The organism is Streptomyces sp. NPDC056144 (assembly GCF_042264145.1).
In the GTDB taxonomy this organism is placed as follows: domain Bacteria; phylum Actinomycetota; class Actinomycetes; order Streptomycetales; family Streptomycetaceae; genus Streptomyces.
On the sequence record NZ_JBHJVF010000003.1, the window covers coordinates 628,585 to 645,839 of the forward strand.

The 17,255-nt window shown below is 72.1% G+C and carries 16 protein-coding genes and 1 riboswitch; of the genes, 9 read left to right on the forward strand and 7 right to left on the reverse strand.

Annotation, left to right across the window (positions count from 1 at the left end; genetic code table 11):
- Positions 1 to 74 precede the first annotated feature (74 nt).
- The 5 genes from rlmN (at position 75) to ACFC0Z_RS13745 (ending at position 5,942) form a co-directional block, all read left to right on the forward strand.
- Positions 75 to 1,187 (forward strand): 23S rRNA (adenine(2503)-C(2))-methyltransferase RlmN, encoded by a 1,113-nt coding sequence (gene rlmN / locus ACFC0Z_RS13725; protein WP_376436411.1) that lies wholly within the window; start codon positions 75 to 77, stop codon positions 1,185 to 1,187.
- Between the two features lie 29 nt (positions 1,188 to 1,216).
- A riboswitch (TPP riboswitch) is annotated at positions 1,217 to 1,326 on the forward strand.
- Positions 1,327 to 1,411: 85 nt separating this feature from the next.
- Positions 1,412 to 2,518, forward strand: coding sequence for a thiamine ABC transporter substrate binding subunit (locus ACFC0Z_RS13730; RefSeq protein ID WP_376436414.1), 1,107 nt, complete (start codon positions 1,412 to 1,414; stop codon positions 2,516 to 2,518).
- A gap of 50 nt (positions 2,519 to 2,568) precedes the next feature.
- Complete coding sequence (locus tag ACFC0Z_RS13735; RefSeq protein WP_376436417.1) at positions 2,569 to 4,182, forward strand: ABC transporter permease; 1,614 nt, start codon at positions 2,569 to 2,571, stop codon at positions 4,180 to 4,182.
- Positions 4,182 to 5,210: an ABC transporter ATP-binding protein gene (locus ACFC0Z_RS13740; protein WP_376436420.1), complete on the forward strand. Its 1,029-nt coding sequence runs from the start codon at positions 4,182 to 4,184 to the stop codon at positions 5,208 to 5,210. The genes ACFC0Z_RS13735 and ACFC0Z_RS13740 overlap by 1 nt, the downstream gene beginning before the upstream one ends.
- Positions 5,211 to 5,288: 78 nt before the next feature.
- The gene (locus tag ACFC0Z_RS13745) at positions 5,289 to 5,942 is read left to right on the forward strand and encodes a dihydrofolate reductase family protein (protein WP_376436423.1); all 654 of its coding nucleotides are present in this window, start codon (positions 5,289 to 5,291) and stop codon (positions 5,940 to 5,942) included.
- Here the strand turns inward: ACFC0Z_RS13745 and ACFC0Z_RS13750 are convergent.
- From ACFC0Z_RS13750 to ACFC0Z_RS13770, 5 genes are all read right to left on the reverse strand, one after another.
- Positions 5,939 to 7,081 carry an LOG family protein gene (locus ACFC0Z_RS13750; RefSeq protein WP_376436425.1) on the reverse strand — a complete coding sequence of 381 codons (1,143 nt, stop codon included), beginning with the start codon at positions 7,079 to 7,081 and terminating at the stop codon, positions 5,939 to 5,941. The genes ACFC0Z_RS13745 and ACFC0Z_RS13750 overlap by 4 nt on opposite strands.
- 59 nt (positions 7,082 to 7,140) lie before the next feature.
- Entirely contained in the window at positions 7,141 to 8,292 is a 1,152-nt protein-coding gene (locus ACFC0Z_RS13755) for a hypothetical protein (protein ID WP_376436428.1), read from the reverse strand.
- Positions 8,274 to 9,002, reverse strand: coding sequence for an ABC transporter ATP-binding protein (locus tag ACFC0Z_RS13760; RefSeq protein ID WP_376436429.1), 729 nt, complete (start codon positions 9,000 to 9,002; stop codon positions 8,274 to 8,276). Before ACFC0Z_RS13760 ends, ACFC0Z_RS13755 begins: the two co-directional genes overlap by 19 nt.
- 239 nt (positions 9,003 to 9,241) lie before the next feature.
- A complete protein-coding gene (locus ACFC0Z_RS13765) occupies positions 9,242 to 10,621 on the reverse strand; it encodes an aspartate aminotransferase family protein (RefSeq protein WP_376436432.1) in 1,380 nt (459 codons plus the stop codon).
- Positions 10,606 to 11,097, reverse strand: a complete 492-nt coding sequence (locus ACFC0Z_RS13770; RefSeq protein ID WP_376436435.1) for an Lrp/AsnC family transcriptional regulator — start codon at positions 11,095 to 11,097, stop codon at positions 10,606 to 10,608. The genes ACFC0Z_RS13765 and ACFC0Z_RS13770 overlap by 16 nt, the downstream gene beginning before the upstream one ends.
- Before the next feature lie 206 nt (positions 11,098 to 11,303).
- On the opposite strand from ACFC0Z_RS13770, the gene ACFC0Z_RS13775 reads away from it, so the two are divergent.
- From ACFC0Z_RS13775 to ACFC0Z_RS13785, 3 genes are all read left to right on the forward strand, one after another.
- Entirely contained in the window at positions 11,304 to 12,740 is a 1,437-nt protein-coding gene (locus ACFC0Z_RS13775; RefSeq protein WP_376436437.1) for a gamma-aminobutyraldehyde dehydrogenase, read from the forward strand.
- Between the two features lie 143 nt (positions 12,741 to 12,883).
- A complete protein-coding gene (locus ACFC0Z_RS13780) occupies positions 12,884 to 14,047 on the forward strand; it encodes a PotD/PotF family extracellular solute-binding protein (RefSeq protein ID WP_376436712.1) in 1,164 nt (387 codons plus the stop codon).
- A gap of 56 nt (positions 14,048 to 14,103) precedes the next feature.
- Entirely contained in the window at positions 14,104 to 14,646 is a 543-nt protein-coding gene (locus ACFC0Z_RS13785; protein ID WP_376436440.1) for a hypothetical protein, read from the forward strand.
- Here ACFC0Z_RS13785 and ACFC0Z_RS13790 read toward each other — a convergent pair.
- Positions 14,588 to 15,289, reverse strand: a complete 702-nt coding sequence (locus tag ACFC0Z_RS13790) for an IclR family transcriptional regulator (RefSeq protein WP_376436443.1) — start codon at positions 15,287 to 15,289, stop codon at positions 14,588 to 14,590. The two genes, ACFC0Z_RS13785 and ACFC0Z_RS13790, sit on opposite strands and share 59 nt — an antisense overlap.
- Positions 15,290 to 15,362: 73 nt before the next feature.
- On the opposite strand from ACFC0Z_RS13790, the gene ACFC0Z_RS13795 reads away from it, so the two are divergent.
- Complete coding sequence (locus ACFC0Z_RS13795; RefSeq protein ID WP_376436446.1) at positions 15,363 to 16,013, forward strand: nitroreductase family protein; 651 nt, start codon at positions 15,363 to 15,365, stop codon at positions 16,011 to 16,013.
- 21 nt (positions 16,014 to 16,034) lie between these two features.
- Here ACFC0Z_RS13795 and ACFC0Z_RS13800 read toward each other — a convergent pair whose 3' ends face one another.
- Entirely contained in the window at positions 16,035 to 17,195 is a 1,161-nt protein-coding gene (locus ACFC0Z_RS13800) for a serine hydrolase domain-containing protein (RefSeq protein WP_376436449.1), read from the reverse strand.
- Positions 17,196 to 17,255: the final 60 nt, after the last annotated feature.

Here is a 17,255-nt window from a genome sequence, read left to right on the forward strand (position 1 = left end):
CGGCATCGTGGTGCCGTGCTCCCCGCCCGCCGCGGGGATGCCAGACCTCGTGCCGTCTGAGGAGACACCCCATCGTGGCCCGTCCTGTGCCCGGAGAACTCACTTTCGTCGCCCCCCGCGGAGCCAAGAAGCCGCCGCGGCACCTCGCCGACCTCACGCCCGCCGAGCGCAAGGAAGCCGTCGCCGCGATCGGCGAGAAGCCGTTCCGCGCCAAGCAGCTGTCCACGCACTACTTCGCGCGGTACGCCCACGACCCCGCCGAGTGGACGGACATCCCGGCCGCCTCGCGGGAGAAGCTGGCCGGGGAGCTGCTGCCCGACCTCATGTCCGTCGTGCGGCACATCTCGTGCGACGACGACACCACCCGCAAGACGCTGTGGCGGCTGCACGACGGCACGCTCGTCGAGTCGGTGCTCATGCGCTACCCGGACCGGGTGACCATGTGCATCTCCTCGCAGGCCGGCTGCGGCATGAACTGCCCGTTCTGCGCGACCGGGCAGGCCGGCCTCGACCGGAACCTGTCGACCGCCGAGATCGTGCACCAGATCGTCGACGGCATGCGAGCCCTGCGCGACGGCGAGGTCCCGGGCGGTCCCGCGCGGCTCTCCAACATCGTCTTCATGGGCATGGGCGAGCCGCTCGCCAACTACAAGCGGGTCGTCGGCGCCATCCGCCGTCTCACCGACCCCGAGCCCGACGGCCTCGGCCTCTCCCAGCGCGGCATCACGGTCTCCACCGTCGGCCTCGTGCCCGCGATGCTGCGCTTCGCCGACGAGGGCTTCAAGTGCCGTCTCGCCGTCTCGCTGCACGCCCCGGACGACGAGCTGCGCGACACCCTCGTGCCCGTCAACACGCGCTGGAAGGTCCGCGAGGTCCTCGACGCCGCCTGGGAGTACGCGGAGAAGTCCGGCCGCCGGATCTCCATCGAGTACGCGCTCATCCGCGACATCAACGACCAGGCCTGGCGCGGCGACCTCCTCGGCCGCCTCCTCAAGGGCAAGCGGGTGCACGTCAACCTCATCCCGCTCAACCCGACGCCCGGCTCGAAGTGGACGGCCTCCCGCCCCGAGGACGAGAAGGCCTTCGTCGACGCCATCGCGCGCCACGGCGTGCCGGTGACCGTCCGCGACACCCGAGGTCAGGAGATCGACGGTGCCTGTGGACAGCTGGCGGCCGCCGAGCGCTGAGCTTGTACTCTGTGCTCGCACACATCTTCATATTCCGACAGGGGAGCGCCACAGCGCTGAGAGTGCGGTAACCGTAGACCGCAGACCCTCTGAACCTTGCCCCGGTCATTCGGGGTAGGAAGTTCGGTCGTTTACTCAAGCTGTTGCGCCCTGCCCGCGTCCGGTCTCCTCCGGACGCGGGCAGGGCCGCGTCTCTTCCTGGTCATACCCAGGAGGACAATCCAGTGAGCATCAAGAAGGCCGCCGCCGTCGCGCTCGTCGCGGCGCTCGGCGTCACCACCCTCGCCGCGTGCGGTGGCGACTCCGACTCCGGCACGAAGAAGGACGCGGCCGGCAAGTCCGGAGCGCCCGCGCCGAAGAACGTCACCCTCGTGACCCACGACTCGTTCGCCGCCTCCAAGGAGGTCCTGGCGGACTTCACGAAGCAGACCGGCTTCACCGTCAAGGTGCTCAAGGCCGGTGACGCGGGCGAGGCGGTCAACAAGGAGATCCTGACCAAGGGCTCCCCGCAGGGCGACGTCTTCTTCGGCGTCGACAACACCCTGCTCTCCCGCGCCCTCGACAACGGGATCTTCGTCCCGTACGAGGCGAAGGGCCTGGACCGGGTCCCGGAGGCGTACCTGCTCGACAAGGAGCACCGGGTCACGCCCGTCGACTCCGGTGACATCTGCGTCAACTACGACAAGAAGTACTTCGCCGACAAGAAGCTCGCGCCGCCGGTGACCTTCGACGACCTCGCGAAGCCGGCGTACAAGGACCTACTCGTCGTCGAGAACCCCGAGCGGTCCTCCCCGGGCCTCGGCTTCCTCCTCGGCACGGCCGCGAAGTACGGCGACGAGGGCTGGCAGGACTACTGGAAGAAGCTCAAGGCCAACGGCGTGAAGACCGTGGACAGCTGGGAGCTCGCCTACAACCAGGAGTTCTCCGGTTCGGCCGGCGGCAAGCAGGCCAAGGGCGACCGGCCGCTCGTCGTCTCCTACGCCTCCAGCCCGCCGGTCGAGGTGCTCTACGGCGAGCCGCAGCCGAAGGTGGCGCCGACCGGCGTCTCCACCGGCACCTGCTTCCGGCAGACCGAGTTCGCGGGCCTGCTGAACGGGGCGAAGAACCCCGAGGGCGGCAAGGCGCTGATCGACTTCCTGATCTCGAAGAAGTTCCAGGAGGACATGCCGCTCCAGATGTTCGTCAACCCGGTCGCGAAGGACGCGGCGCTGCCGGAGCTCTTCACGAAGCACGGCGTGGTCGTCGACAAGCCGGAGACCATGGCGCCCGACAAGATCGCGGCCAACCGTGACGCGTGGATCCAGCAGTGGTCGTCGCTCGTCCTGAAGTGACCTCCCGCCCGGCACCTCGCCCGAAGGGGAGCGCGGCGCGGCTGGGGCTGATGGCCCTGCCCGTCGCGTTCTTCGCCGTCTTCTTCGCCTGGCCGGTCGTGTCGATCGTCGACCGGGGCCTCAGGCCCGACGGCTCCTGGGACCTCGGCCGGATCGGGGAGACCCTGACCCGGCCCGACATCCTGGACGTGCTCGGCTTCACGGTGTGGCAGGCGCTCGCCTCCACCGCCCTGACGCTGCTGGTCGCGCTGCCGGGGGCGTACGTCTTCGCGCGCTTCGACTTCCCCGGCAAGGGCGTGCTGCGGGCCGTCGTCACCGTCCCGTTCGTACTGCCGACGGTGCTCGTCGGTACGGCGTTCCTCGCGCTCGTCGGCCGGAACGGGCTGACGGACCAGCTGTGGGGCCTGCGGCTCGACACGAGCGTGTGGGCGATCCTCCTCGCCCACGTCTTCTTCAACTACGCGGTCGTCGTCCGGACCGTCGGCGGCCTCTGGTCGCAGCTCGACCCGCGCCAGGAGGAGGCCGCCCGGGTCCTCGGCGCCTCCCGCTGGACGGCCTGGCGGACGGTGACCCTGCCCGCGCTCGGGCCGGCCGTGTCGGCGGCGGCCCTGATGGTCTTCCTCTTCACCTTCACCTCCTTCGGCGTCGTCCAGATCCTCGGCGGGGACCAGTACTCCACCCTGGAGGCCGAGATCTACCGGCAGACGGCCCGGCTGCTCGACCTGCGCACGGCCGCCGTCCTCACCCTCGTCCAGTTCGCGGCCGTCGGCGCGATCCTCGCCGTGCACGCCCGGACGGTACGGAGACGGGAGACCGCGCTGCGGCTCGTACCGCCCGAGCGGACCGCGCGCCGGCCGCGCGGCGCCGGGCAGTGGGCGCTGCTCGGCGGCGTCCTCGTCTCGGTGGCGCTGCTGATCCTGCTGCCGCTCGGTGTGCTCGTCGAGCGGTCCTTCGCGGGACCCGACGGGTACGGCCTGCGGTACTACCGGGCGCTCGGCGAGATCGACGACTCCGGGACCTTCCTCGTACCGCCGCTCGAAGCCATCGGGAACTCGCTGCGGTACGCGGGCGCCGCGACGGCCATCGCCGTGCTGATCGGCGGGCTCGCGGCGGCGGCGCTCACCCGGCGGGCCGGGCGGCTCGTGCGCGGCTTCGACGCGCTGCTCATGCTGCCGCTCGGGGTGTCGGCGGTCACCGTCGGCTTCGGCTTCCTCATCACCCTCGACGAGCCGCCCTTCGACCTGCGGGCCAGCTGGATCCTCGTACCGCTCGCGCAGGCCCTGGTCGGCGTGCCCTTCGTCGTACGGACGATGCTGCCGGTGCTCAGGGCGGTGGACGAGCGACTGCGGGAGGCGGCGGCCGTGCTCGGTGCCTCGCCGTGGCGGGGCTGGCGGGAGGTGGACCTGCCGATGGTGCGGCGGGCGCTGCTCATCGCCGCCGGGTTCGCCTTCGCCGTCTCGCTCGGAGAGTTCGGCGCGACCGTCTTCATCGCCCGGCCGGACGCCCCGACGCTGCCGGTCGCGGTGGCCCGGCTCCTCGGGCGGCCCGGCGAGCTCAACTACGGACAGGCCATGGCCCTGTCGACGATTCTGATGGTGGTGTGCGCGGTGTCCCTGCTGCTGCTCGAACGGCTGCGCACCGACCGGACCTCCGGGGAGTTCTGATGCTGTCGATCGAGAACGCGACCGTACGGTTCGGGGAGCGGGCCGCGCTCGACGCCGTCGGCCTGGAGGTCGCCGAGCACGAGACCGTGTGCGTCCTCGGCCCGAGCGGCAGCGGCAAGTCCACGCTGCTGCGGGTGGTCGCCGGGCTCCAGGGCCTCGACGGCGGCCGGGTGCTGCTCGGCGGGGCCGACCAGGCGGGGGTGCCGACGCACAAGCGGGGTGTCGGACTGATGTTCCAGGACCACCAGCTGTTCCCGCAGAAGGACGTCGGCGGGAACATCGCCTTCGGGCCCCGGATGCGCGGCGCCGACCGGGCCGAGCGGGCGGAGCGCGTACGGGAGCTTCTCGACCTCGTCGGGCTGCCGGGGGCGGAGAAGCGCTCCGTCGCCACGCTCTCCGGCGGCGAACAGCAGCGGGTGGCGCTGGCCAGGGCGCTCGCGCCGCGGCCCCGGCTGCTGATGCTGGACGAGCCGCTCGGGCAGCTCGACCGGGGGCTGCGGGAGCGGCTCGTCGTCGAGCTGCGGCAGCTCTTCGGGCGGCTCGGGACGACGGTCCTCGCCGTCACCCACGACCAGGGCGAGGCCTTCGCGCTCGCCGACCGGGTCGTCGTCATGCGGGACGGGCGGATCGCCCAGTCGGGCGCGCCCGTCGAGGTGTGGTCGCGGCCGGCCTCGGAGTTCGTGGCGCGCTTCCTCGGCTTCGAGAACGTGGTGGCGGCACGGGTGGACGGCACGGTCGCCGAGACCGCCTGGGGGCCGGTGCCGGTGCCGGAGGGCTCGCCGCGGGGCGAGCGACGGCTGCTCGTACGGCCCGGGGGCGTGCGGCTCACGGCGGACGGCGGCTGGACGGTCGCGTCGCGCACCTTCCGGGGCAGCCATGTCCTGGTACGGCTCCGCCGGGGCGACGGCCCGCCCCTGGAGGCGGAGCTGCCGCTGCGGGAGGCGCCGGAGGAGGGCGCCGAGGTGGGCGTGGAGTTCCGGGCGGAGGACGTCGTGGTCCTGGGGGCTGACGGGCAGGACGCCGCCTAGCGGATGCGATGAGTTCCCTCCGGCGGAAGAGTCTTCTCCTGTGTCCGTCGTTTCTGTCGACTGTGCCGGAGGAAAGTCGTGGGACAGCTGCTGAGGGTCCAGAACTTCAACGTCTCGTCCGACGGGTTCGGCGCCGGTGAGGGGCAGAGCCTGGAGCGGCCGTTCGGGCACGCGGATCCGGGGGAGATGTTCTCCTGGGCCGGTGCCACGGCGAGCTGGCCCATGCGGACCGATCCCGGGGGCAGCCGGGGGCTCGACGACTACCTGACGCGGGACTTCGCGCGGAACATCGGCGCCGAGATCATGGGCCGCAACAAGTTCGGCCCGCAGCGCGGGCCCTGGCGGGACCACGAGTGGCGGGGCTGGTGGGGCGACGAGCCGCCGTTCCACACGCCGGTCTTCGTCCTCACCCACCACCCGAGGCCCTCGTTCACGCTCTCCGACACCACGTTCCACTTCGTCGACGCCGATCCGGCGACGGTCCTGGAGATGGCCCGCGAGGCGGCCGACGGCAAGGACGTCCGGCTCGGCGGCGGGGCGGCGACCGTCCGGGAGTTCCTCGACGCCGGTCTCGTCGACACCCTGCACGTCGCCGTCTCGCCGTTGAGGCTCGGCGCCGGGTCGCGGCTCTGGGAGTCGCCCGAGGAGCTCCTCGACCGGTACCACCGCGACGTCGTGCCCAGCCCGGGCGGCCGGGTGACTCATCACCTGTTCTGGAAGAAGGAGTCCTAGGCGGCGGAGAGCCGCTCCAGGGCAGCCGGGGCCTCGTCGATCGAGTCGACCAGGGTGATCCTCGCGGCCATCGGACGGCCGGCGGCGAGGGTCTCCAGGAGGGGCCAGGCCGGGAGGCGGGTGGTCCAGTGGGCGCGGTCGACCAGGACCATCGGGGTCGGGGCGCCCCGGGACTCGTAGTAGTTCGGGGTCGCGTTGTCGAAGATCTCCTGGACCGTGCCGGCCGCGCCGGGCAGGAAGACCACGCCGGCGGTGGAGCGGGCGAGGAGACCGTCCTCGCGTGTGGCGTTGGCGAAGTACTTGGCGATGTGGCCGGCGAAGGCGTTCGGCGGCTCGTGGCCGTAGAACCAGGTGGGGATGCCGACCGAGTCCCCGCCGTGCGGCCACCTCGACCGTACGTCGAAGGCCGCGCGGGCCCAGTCGGTGACCGAGGGGGCGAAGGACGGGGTCTCGGAGAGGAGCGCGAGGGCCTTCGGCAGGGTCTCGTCCTCGAAGGGGGCCAGGTACGCGCCGAGGTTGGCGGCCTCCATCGCGCCGGGGCCGCCGCCGGTCGCCACGGTGAGGCCCGAGCGGGCCAGGGTCCTGCCGAGCCGCGCCGCGCCCGCGTACGCCTCCGTGCCCCGGCCCATCGCGTGTCCGCCCATCACGCCGACGACGCGCTCGCCGGCGAGGAGTTCGTCGAGGGCGTCGGAGACGGCGTCGTCGTGGACCGAGCGGAGCATCGAGGCGAGGATGTCGCCGTCGGCCCTGGTCCGGCCGAACCAGTCGTACGCGAGGGCGTCGGGCGTCGCCGCGTACCCCGCCGGGCCGGATATACCGCCGTAGAGCTCCTCGGGCGCGTAGAGCGCGGAGCGGTACGGGTCGAACGGCAGGTCGGGGACGGGCGGGAAGACGAGGGCCCCGTCGGCGCCGACTTTCGCCGCGGCCTCCGGCTCCATGGGGCAGCCCAGGAAGACGGCCTCGGCGGTGGAGACCGAGAGCAGGGCGAAGGTCCGGCCCGTCAGGTCGATCGACTGGAGGCGGAGCCCGGCGAGCGCGCCGGGCCGGGCCACGGCCGCGTCGAACTCGTCGAGCGTGTGGATCTCGCGTCCGTGCCCGCGCGGACCGGGCGGGCGGTGGGCCGGGGGGAGCGTCGCCATGGCCCCCACGATAGGGGCCGCCTCCGACAGCGGCCCCTCGTGGCGGATCGGGGCGGTGCTCAGCCGGTCAGGGGCAGGGCCGCCAGCTCGGCGACGAGCCAGGTCAACGGCAGGAAGACGGCGAGGAGGGCGCCCGCGCGGACCAGCGCGGTGGTGCGCAGGACGGCGGGCGGGGCGCCGAGGCGGCGGAGCGCCTCGGTGGTGTGGGCGCGGTACTGCCGGGAGTCGAGGGCGGCGGTGAGGAGCGTGGCGGTGGTGCAGGCCACGACGAGGCTCGCGCCGAGGGCGGTGAGCGGTCCGAACGCGCCGGGTTCCGTGCCCGCCGAGTAGAGCGCCGCCGCGGCGAGCGTGCCGGAGAGGACCGCGCTGACCACGCCGAGCGGGCGGCCGATGCGGCGGGAGTCGTCCATGAGGACACGGCCCGCGAGGAGCCGGACGGCGCCGGGGCGGACCGCCTGGAGCAGCCGTCCGCAGCCGTACGTGATGCCGGGGCCGGCGAGCGCGAGGCCGAGGGCGGTGAGGACCCAGCCGGCCAGGACGCCCGCCGGGCTGCCGTCGAAGTTCCCCGGCAGCGGCAGGCCGTCCTCGCCGCCGCCGCGTCCCGCGTACATCTCGACGGCGAGACCGATCGCGATGAGCGCGACACCCCAGGGGAGGCCGGTCGGCACGGGCTTCTCGGCGCCCTCGGGCGCGGTGGGCGCGGAGCGCGGGCGCAGGGCGAGCCCGGCGGCGGTGGCGGCGACGACGGGGAGGATCGCGAGGAGGGTGAGGGCGGCGGCGAGCGGCATCGGCTGGTCGGCGGCGAGCAGGTCGGCCGCCGCCCCGTCGAAGGGCAGGCCGGTGATGTCCCCGCGCAGGTGCAGATAGACGAGGAGGGCGACCGTCGAGCCGAGCGTGCAGGCCACGGCCGTCGAGGCGGCGGCGACGGCGGTGAGCCGGACGGGTCCGAGGCCGACGGCGGAGAGGCCGGTGCGCGGCCGGGTGCTGGGGTCGGTCCGGGCGACGGCGACGGCGAACTGGACGGTGGCGGCGAGCGGCAGGACGCACCAGAGCAGGCGCAGGACCGAGGCCGAGGACTGGGCCGGGTGCCCGACGGCGTATCCGAGGGTGCAGAGCAGCAGGAAGCCCACGCCCGCGGCCGCGGCGGCGACGAGGAGCCGCCGGGTCTGGACGAGCGGGTGGGACCCGCGGGCTAGACGGAGAGCGAGCACGCGGCGACGCCCTCCGCCCCTGACGCCGGGGGTACGGTGCCGACCCGGCGTCCGTCGAGGAGGGCGACCGTGCGGTCGGCGAGCGCCGCGACCTCGGGGTCGTGGGTGGCGAGGAGCACGGTGATGCCGTGCGAGCGGGCGGCGGCGGTGAGGGTGCGCAGCACCTGTGCCCCGTCGGCCCGGTGCAGCGAGGCGGTGGGTTCGTCGGCGAAGAGCACCGAGGGGGTGGTGACGAGGGCGCGGGCGATGGCGATCCGCTGGCGCTGCGCCTGGGTGAGGGCGTGCGGGCGCTTGCGGGCGCAGGCGCCGATGTCGAGGCGCTCCAGCCACTCGGTCGCGGCGGTCCTCGCGGCCCGGTGGGAGACGCCCCGGAGCAGCAGGGGGAGGGCGGTGTTCTCCCAGCCGTTCAGTTCGGGTACGAGGCCGGGCTCGGGGGCGATCCAGCCGAAGCGTTCGCGGCGGAGCCGTTCGCGCTGGGCGGGGCCGAGGGTGTGCACGGGGCTGCTGTTGAACCAGATCTCGCCCTGCTGGGCGACGAGCTGGCCGGACAGGCAGCGCATGAGGGTGGTCTTGCCGCTGCCGCGCGGGCCGACGAGGGCGAGGATCTCGCCTTCGCGGACGCCGAGGGAGACGCCGCTGAGGGCGTCCGAACCGTCGAGGGCGCAGTGCAGGGAACGCGCCCAGAGCACGTCGTTGTCCGGTGGGGCCATCGCGTACACCTCGAAGTCGGATCTGATGTGTATTCCCCCCGTCGTCCCCCGTACGGGGGAACGAGGGGACCGGCCTGTGGGTCACTCGGCACGGTAAGGATTCAGATCCGCTTGTAGAAACAGCACACGGCCCGGGGCGCCGCCATCCACTCGGATGGCGGCACGCCCGGGCCGCGGGGGTCACGCCGTGAGGGCGGCGTGATGCTGGTGGACCCTTCCGCACAGGGTCCGCGGGACCTTTAGAGCTTGGTCCAGGCCTCGGTGAGCACGTTGCGCAGGATGCCCTCGATCTCGTCGAAGGTGCCCTGGTCGGCGATCAGCGGCGGGGCCAGCTGGATGACCGGGTCGCCACGGTCGTCGGCGCGGCAGTACAGGCCGTTCTCGTACAGCGCCTTGGAGAGGTAGCCGTACAGGACGCGCTCGACCTCTTCGTCGTTGAAGGACTCCTTGGTGACCTTGTCCTTGACGAGCTCGATGCCGTAGAAGAAGCCGTTGCCGCGGACGTCGCCGACGATCGGGAGGTCGTGCAGCTTCGACAGCGTCGAGAAGAAGGCGCCCTCGTTGTCCAGCACGTGCTGGTTGAGGCCTTCCTTGTCGAAGATGTCGAGGTTGGCGATGGCGACGGCCGAGGAGACCGGGTGGCCACCGAAGGTGTAGCCGTGCAGGAAGGTGTTGTCACCCTTGTAGAACGGCTCGGCGATGCGGTCCGAGACGATGCAGGCACCGATCGGGGAGTAGCCCGAGGTCATGCCCTTGGCGCAGGTGATCATGTCCGGCACGTAGCCGAACTTGTCACAGGCGAACATCGTGCCGAGGCGGCCGAAGGCGCAGATCGTCTCGTCGGAGACGAGCAGCACGTCGTACTGGTCGCAGATCTCGCGGACGCGCTGGAAGTAGCCGGGCGGCGGCGGGAAGCAGCCACCGGCGTTCTGCACGGGCTCGAGGAAGACGGCCGCGACGGTCTCGGGGCCCTCGAAGAGGATCTGCTGCTCGATCTGGTCGGCGGCCCAGCGGCCGAAGGCCTCGGGGTCGTCGCCGTGGATCGGGGCGCGGTAGATGTTGGTGTTCGGCACCTTGTGCGCGCCGGGGACCAGCGGCTCGAAGGGGGCCTTCAGGGCCGGCAGACCCGTGATGGACAGGGCGCCCTGCGGGGTGCCGTGGTAGGCGACCGCACGCGAGATGACCTTGTACTTGGTGTGCTTGCCCTGCAGCTTGAAGTACTGCTTGGCGAGCTTCCACGCGGTCTCGACGGCCTCGCCGCCACCGGTGGTGAAGAAGACCTTGTTCAGGTCGCCCGGGGCGTAGTCGGCGAGGCGCTCGGCCAGCTCGACGGCCTTGGGGTGCGCGTACGACCACACGGGGAAGAACGCGAGCTCCTGGGCCTGCTTGTACGCGACCTCGGCGAGCTCCTTGCGGCCGTGACCGGCGTTGACCACGAACAGGCCGGCGAGGCCGTCGAGGTAGCGCTTGCCCTTGTCGTCGAAGATGTAGGTGCCCTCACCGCGGACGATGGTGGGGACGGGGTTGTTCTCGTACGACGACATGCGGGTGAAGTGCATCCACAGGTGGTCGTAGGCGGTCTTGGACAGGTCCTGGCTCACGGCTATCGGGTTCCCCACATATAGGTCTGCTTCTTGAGCTTCAGGTAGACGAAGCTCTCGGTGGAGCGCACCCCGGGGAGGGTGCGGATGCGCTTGTTGATCACATCCAGGAGGTGGTCGTCGTCCTCGCAGACGATCTCCACCATCAGGTCGAAGGAGCCCGCGGTCATCACCACGTACTCGCATTCGGCCATGGCCGTCAGCGCCTCCGCAACCGGATCGAGGTCACCCTCGACGTTGATGCCGACCATCGCCTGGCGCCGGAAACCCACGGTGAGCGGGTCGGTGACGGCGACGATCTGCATGACGCCCTGGTCGAGCAGCTTCTGTACGCGCTGGCGGACGGCGGCCTCGGAGAGGCCGACGGCCTTGCCGATCGCCGCGTAGGGGCGGCGACCGTCCTGCTGGAGCTGTTCGATGATTGCCAGGGAGACGGCATCGATCGTCGGGGACGAACCGGTTCCGGTTCTGGAGTCTGTGCTTCGACTGGCCACACCTCACTGTGCACCGAGACTCGTCGTTCTGGCAAGCCCGGAGCGATGTAATTCGTTGTTAAGGACCTCCGGCTCCACTGAATCCGAAGTTGGCGAGGGGCGGGGCTGTTGAAAGCGTCTGCCGACCGATTAGGCTGAGGTGTCCCACCCACTGGGACGCCGCACAAGGATGTGCGACGACAGAACGTGACAGGAGGGGTGGCCACGTGACCACCGAGCTGCGCCGGCTGCGTAACTACATCAACGGGGAGTTCCGTGACGCGGCCGACGGCCGCACCATCGAGGTGGTCAACCCGGCCACCGGCGAGGTCTACGCGACCTCCCCGCTCTCCGGCCAGGCCGACGTCGACGCCGCCATGGAGGCCGCCGCGGCCGCCTTCCCCGCCTGGCGCGACGCGACCCCGTCCGAGCGCCAGAAGGCGCTCCTCAAGATCGCCGACGCCTTCGAGGCCCGCGCCGACGAGCTCGTCGCCGCCGAGGTCGAGAACACCGGCAAGCCGATCGCGATGACCGCGAGCGAAGAGGTTCCGCCGATGGTGGACCAGATCCGCTTCTTCGCCGGTGCCGCCCGCATGCTGGAGGGCAAGTCCGCCGGCGAGTACATGGAGGGCATGACCTCCATCGTCCGCCGCGAGCCCGTCGGCGTCTGCGCCCAGGTCGCGCCGTGGAACTACCCGATGATGATGGCCGTGTGGAAGTTCGCCCCGGCGCTCGCCGCGGGCAACACCGTCGTCCTCAAGCCCTCGGACACGACCCCCGCGTCGACCACCCTGATGGCCGAGATCATCGGCGAGATCCTCCCCAAGGGCGTCTTCAACGTCATCTGCGGCGACCGCGAGACCGGCCGCGCGATGGTCGAGCACCGGACCCCGGCCATGGCCTCCATCACCGGCTCCGTCCGCGCCGGCATGCAGGTCGCCGAGTCGGCGGCCAAGGACGTCAAGCGCGTCCACCTGGAGCTCGGCGGCAAGGCCCCCGTCGTCGTCTTCGAGGACACCGACATCGAGGCCGCCGTCGGCGACATCGCCGTCGCGGGCTACTTCAACGCCGGCCAGGACTGCACGGCCGCCACCCGCGTCCTCGTCCACGAGTCGATCCACGACGAGTTCGTCGCCGCGCTCGCCAAGGCCGCCACCGAGACGAAGACCGGCCAGCCGGACGACGAGGACGTGCTCTACGGCCCGCTCAACAACGCCAACCAGCTCGCGCAGGTCGCCGGCTTCATCGAGCGCCTCCCCGCGCACGCCAAGGTCGAGGCCGGCGGTCACCGTGTCGGCGACAAGGGCTACTTCTGGGCCCCGACCGTCGTCTCCGGCCTCAAGCAGGACGACGAGATCATCCAGAACGAGGTCTTCGGCCCCGTCATCACCGTCCAGTCCTTCACGGACGAGGCCCAGGCCCTGGAGTTCGCCAACGGCGTCGAGTACGCCCTGGCCTCCTCCGTCTGGACCAAGGACCACGCGCGCGCGATGCGCATGTCCAAGAACCTCGACTTCGGCTGTGTGTGGATCAACACCCACATCCCGCTCGTCGCCGAGATGCCCCACGGCGGCTACAAGAAGTCCGGCTACGGCAAGGACCTCTCCGCGTACGGCTTCGAGGACTACACGCGCATCAAGCACGTCATGACCTCCCTGGGCTAAGCACCCCGGCACGCCAGGCGCGGCCCCGACACCGTGATCGACAAGGTGTCGGGGCCGCGCCGCGTCGCTCGACGGACCGTCCATTGCCGCAGGTCATGGCGGGCGGGAAGACTGCCCGAGTGAGAGCGATAGCCAGGAACACCCTGTCCCGCCGATCCCTGCTGCGCGGGACGGCCGGCCTCGGCGCCGCGACCCTGCTCGCCGGCTGCGGAGTGCCCCCCGCCTACGTCGACGAGAGCAGGCGGGCCGCCCGCGACCTCTCCGCCCGCGACCGCACGCTCGCGTTCTCCAACTGGCCCCTCTACATCGACACCGACGACGAGGACACGGCCAAGCGCCCCACCCTGAACGCCTTCCGCGAGCGCACCGGCATCTCCGTCCGCTACACGGAGGAGATCAACGACAACGACGAGTTCTTCGGCAAGATCGGCCCGTCCCTCATGAACGGGCAGGAGCCCGGCCGGGACCTCATCGTCGTCAGCGACTGGATGGCCGCGCGCTTCGTCCGCCTCGGCTGGGTCCAGGAGATGGACCGCGAGGGCCAGCCCAACGTCGACCGGCACATCGACCCGCAGCTCCACTCGCCCGCCTTCGACCCCGGCCGTCTGCACTCCGTGCCCTGGCAGTCCGGGATCACCGGCATCGCGTACAACCGCAAGAAGCTCGGACGGGAACTGCGCTCCACCAAGGAGCTGTGGGCCGACGACCTGCGCGGCAAGGTCACCCTGCTCTCCGGACTCGACGAGTCCTTCTCGCTGCTCATGCAGGGCGAGGGCGTCGACGTCACGAAGTGGACCGAGGACGACTTCCACGGCATGTGCGAGCACGTCGAGAAGCTCGTCCGCGCCAAGCACATCCGCCGCTTCACCGGCAACGACTACATCAAGGACCTCTCCAGCGGAGACGTCCTCGCCTGCCAGGCGTACTCCGGCGACGTCATCCAGCTCCAGGCCGACAACCCGGACATCGAGTTCGTCGTCCCCGAGGAGGGCGCCGAGCTGTGGGCCGAGTCGCTCATGATCCCCAACCGGGCCCAGCACAAGACGAACGCCGAGAAGCTCGTCGACTACTACTACGAGCCCGAGGTCGCCGCCGAACTCGCCGCCTGGGTCAACTACGTCTGCCCGGTCCCCGCCGCGCAGAAGGTCCTCGCCGACTCCGGCGACGCGGAGCTCGCGGCCCTCGCCGAGGACCCGCTGATCTTCCCGGACGCCGCCATGCGGAGCCGGCTCGCCATCCCCCGGGACATCGGCGCGGACGAGCGCGTGGCGTTCTCGAAGCGGTGGAACGCGATCGTCGGGCTGTGAGGCGCCCGGGCACCCCCCGTTTCTGAACGCGTTCAAGACAGGCGTACGCTGCCCCCGTGAACGACACGAACGGGCCGAGAGCCCTTCTGAAGAGCATCCGCGCATGGCTGGTCGTCTTCGTCGTCTGTCTGGTCCTGAGCGGGGCGACCGCCTTCCCGCTCGTGACCGAACTCCGCCTGCTCGACTCGGCGTTGACCGGCTGGGCCGCGCCCGTGGCGGACCTCGCCCCCGGGCTCGGCGAGTGGATCCACCGGGTGCGGGGCGGCGTCGAGGAGGCCGGCGAGCACGCCCCGTACCTCCTCTACGGCACCGACTGGCTGGCCTTCGCCCACCTCGTCATCGCCGTCGCCTTCTACGGGGTGTACCGCGATCCCGTCCGCAACGTCTGGGTCGTCGAGTTCGGGATGATCGCCTGCGCCGGCATCATCCCGCTCGCCCTGATCTGCGGCCCGATCCGCTCCATCCCCTTCTGGTGGTCGGTCGTCGACATGTCCTTCGGCGTCATCGGCATCCTGCCGCTGCTCCACGTGCGCCGGATGATCAAGCGCCTGGAGGCCGCGACGGCCACGGCGCCGGCAGTGGAGCCCGTACCCGTGTAGCGGCCTCCCGGACCGCCGCCGTCACACGGTCCAGGGGTACGCCGGCGGTGACCGTCACGCCGAGGGCGGCGACCGGCCCGGCCGGGCCCGCCACCGGGGCGGCCACCGTGACCTCGCCCAGCCGGTACTCCTCGGCGCAGACCGCGAGGCCCTCCGCGCGGACGCGGGCCAGCTGGGCGGCCAGGACTCCCGGAAGGACCACCGTGTGGCGGGTGAAGCGCGGGAGGTCCGCCGGAGGAGCCGCGAGCAGGATCCTGCCGAACGCCGTCGCGTGGCCGGGCAGCCGCTCGCCGCTCACCAGACACAGCACATCGCCGGACCCGGCGAGGACCGCCACGTCCGCGTGGCCGCCCGTCCTGGCGCCCAGCGCGCGCAGCGCGGGCAGCGCCGCGTCGAGGAGGCCGCGCGGGCAGGGAGCCGCCGCGCCGAGCGCCCGCAGCCGCAGCCCCAGCCGGTACGTGCCGTCCGCGCCCCGCTCCAGACCGCCCCAGGCCACCAGCTCCCGCACCATCCGCAGGGCCGTCGGTGCCGGGAGCCCCGTCCGCGCCGCGATGTCGGTGAGCCGCAGCGCCGCCGGGCCTCCCCGCCCGACGTCGAAGGCGTCCAGTACGGAGAAGAGCCGTCCGGCCACGCTCTCGCCCATGTCGCCGACCACGCCTTTCACTCAGTGGAAGCCCGGACTTCCCGCCCCGCCGGGCCCGTACGAGGCTCAACGCATGAACCTCGGTCTCGCTTCCGACACCCTGCTCTCCACCACCCGGGCCGTCCGGCACCGCCTCGACCTCACCCGGCCCGTACCCCGCGCTCTCCTGGAGGAGTGCGTGGACCTCGCCGTCCAGGCGCCCACCGGCCGCAACCGGCAGCGCTGGCACTTCGTGATCGTCACCGACCCGGCCCGCCGGGCCGTCCTCGCCGACCTCTGGCGCGCCTCCCTCGCCGCACCCGACGCCCATCAACCGCTGCCCGACCGGGACGTGCGCCGGGCCGAGGTCGTCCCCGGCGTGATGGAGCGCGTCTACTCCGGCGTCGGGCATCTCTACCAGCACCTGCACGAGGTGCCCGCGTACGTCATCCCCTGCGTCGAGGGGCGGACCGAGGACGCCTCCGTCACCCATCAGGCCGGCACCTGGGGGTCGATCCTGCCCGCCGCCTGGAGCTTCATGCTCGCCGCCCGCGAACGCGGTCTCGGTACGGTGTGGACGACGGGGAACCTGCCGATGGAGCGGGAGTTCGCGCGCGTCCTCGGCATCCCGTACGAGCACGTGATGCAGGCCGCCTTCATCCCCGTCGCGTACACGATCGGCACCGACTTCCGGCCCGCCCGGCGCATCCCGCGCGAGCGGGTGCTGCACTGGGACGCCTGGTGATCCGCCGGCGCCGGCGGGCGGTCAGTCCGGCAGGCCGTACGCCGCCACCATCAGGCCGAGTGCCGTGCGGTTCATGTCCTGGCCCTTCGCGTCGGTCGCGTTGACGCTGTAGACGAGGGTGCGGGAGCCGTCCCGGGTCGAGGCGATGGCCGTGTTGTAGCCCCAGCGGCCTCCCGTCTTGCCCCACACCTCGCGCCCGCCGAGCCGCTTCATCGACAGGCCGACCGCGTACGCGGCCGGGGCGCCGGTCGCCGCGTCGGGGACCTGCGGCAGCGTGAACATCTCCTCCAGGAGCGGCCCGCGCACCACCCGGCCCGCGAACAGCGCGCGGGTGAACCGCTCCAGGTCGGCCGTGGTCGACACGAGGTCGCCGGCCGCCCAGCCGTCCGTCGCCCGCCAGACGGAGACGTCCCGCAGCCCGGTCGTCCCGTCGTCGAGCCGCATCGTCTGGTAGCCGTGGTTGTACGGCCCCGTGATCTCGGCCGCCGTGCCCGGCAGGTACGTGTCCCGGAGACCGAGGGGGCGCAGGATCCGGCGCTCCACCTGCCGCTCGAAGGTGTCGCCGGTGACCCGCTCCACGATCAGCCCGGCGATCGTGTAGCCGATGTTCAGGTAGTGCTGCTTCGTCCCCGGCCGGAACTCGCGCGGCTTCGCCGTCGCCGAGCGGACCAGCTCCTCGGGCGTGTGGACGTCGAAGCGGCGCGCGTACCACTCCTCCACCGTCTCGCCGGGCAGGTCGGCCGCCGGGATGCCGTGGGTGTGGTTGAGGAGCTGGCGGACCGTCACGCCGGCGTACCGGCCGGGGATCAGCTCCGGGAGGTACGAGCGGGCCGTCCGGTCCAGGTCGATCCGGCCCTCGGCGGCGAGCTGGAGGACGGTCGCCGCCGTGAAGACCTTCGTCACCGAACCGGCCCGGAAGCGGGCCGCCGGGTCGGCCGGGGCGCCGCTCTCCAGGTCGTGGACGCCCGCGCTGCCCTGCCAGGTGCCCTCCGTGCCGCCGACCCGGACGAGCGCGGCGGTCGCGTCGGCGCGGGGGAGTCCGGCGATCACGGCGCCCAGGTCGGGGCTCTGGGTGACGGACACGGCGGGGGGAGTGTCGGCGAAGGCCGGGGTCAGGGACGGGCCGGCCGCCACACCCAGGACCAGGGCGGCGGCGAGGAGTGCGCGGGTGCTCTTCTTCATGGTCAACTCCGGTGGTGTGAGCCGTCGTTCTCGATGACTCCATCCTGCTGACCTGCGGCG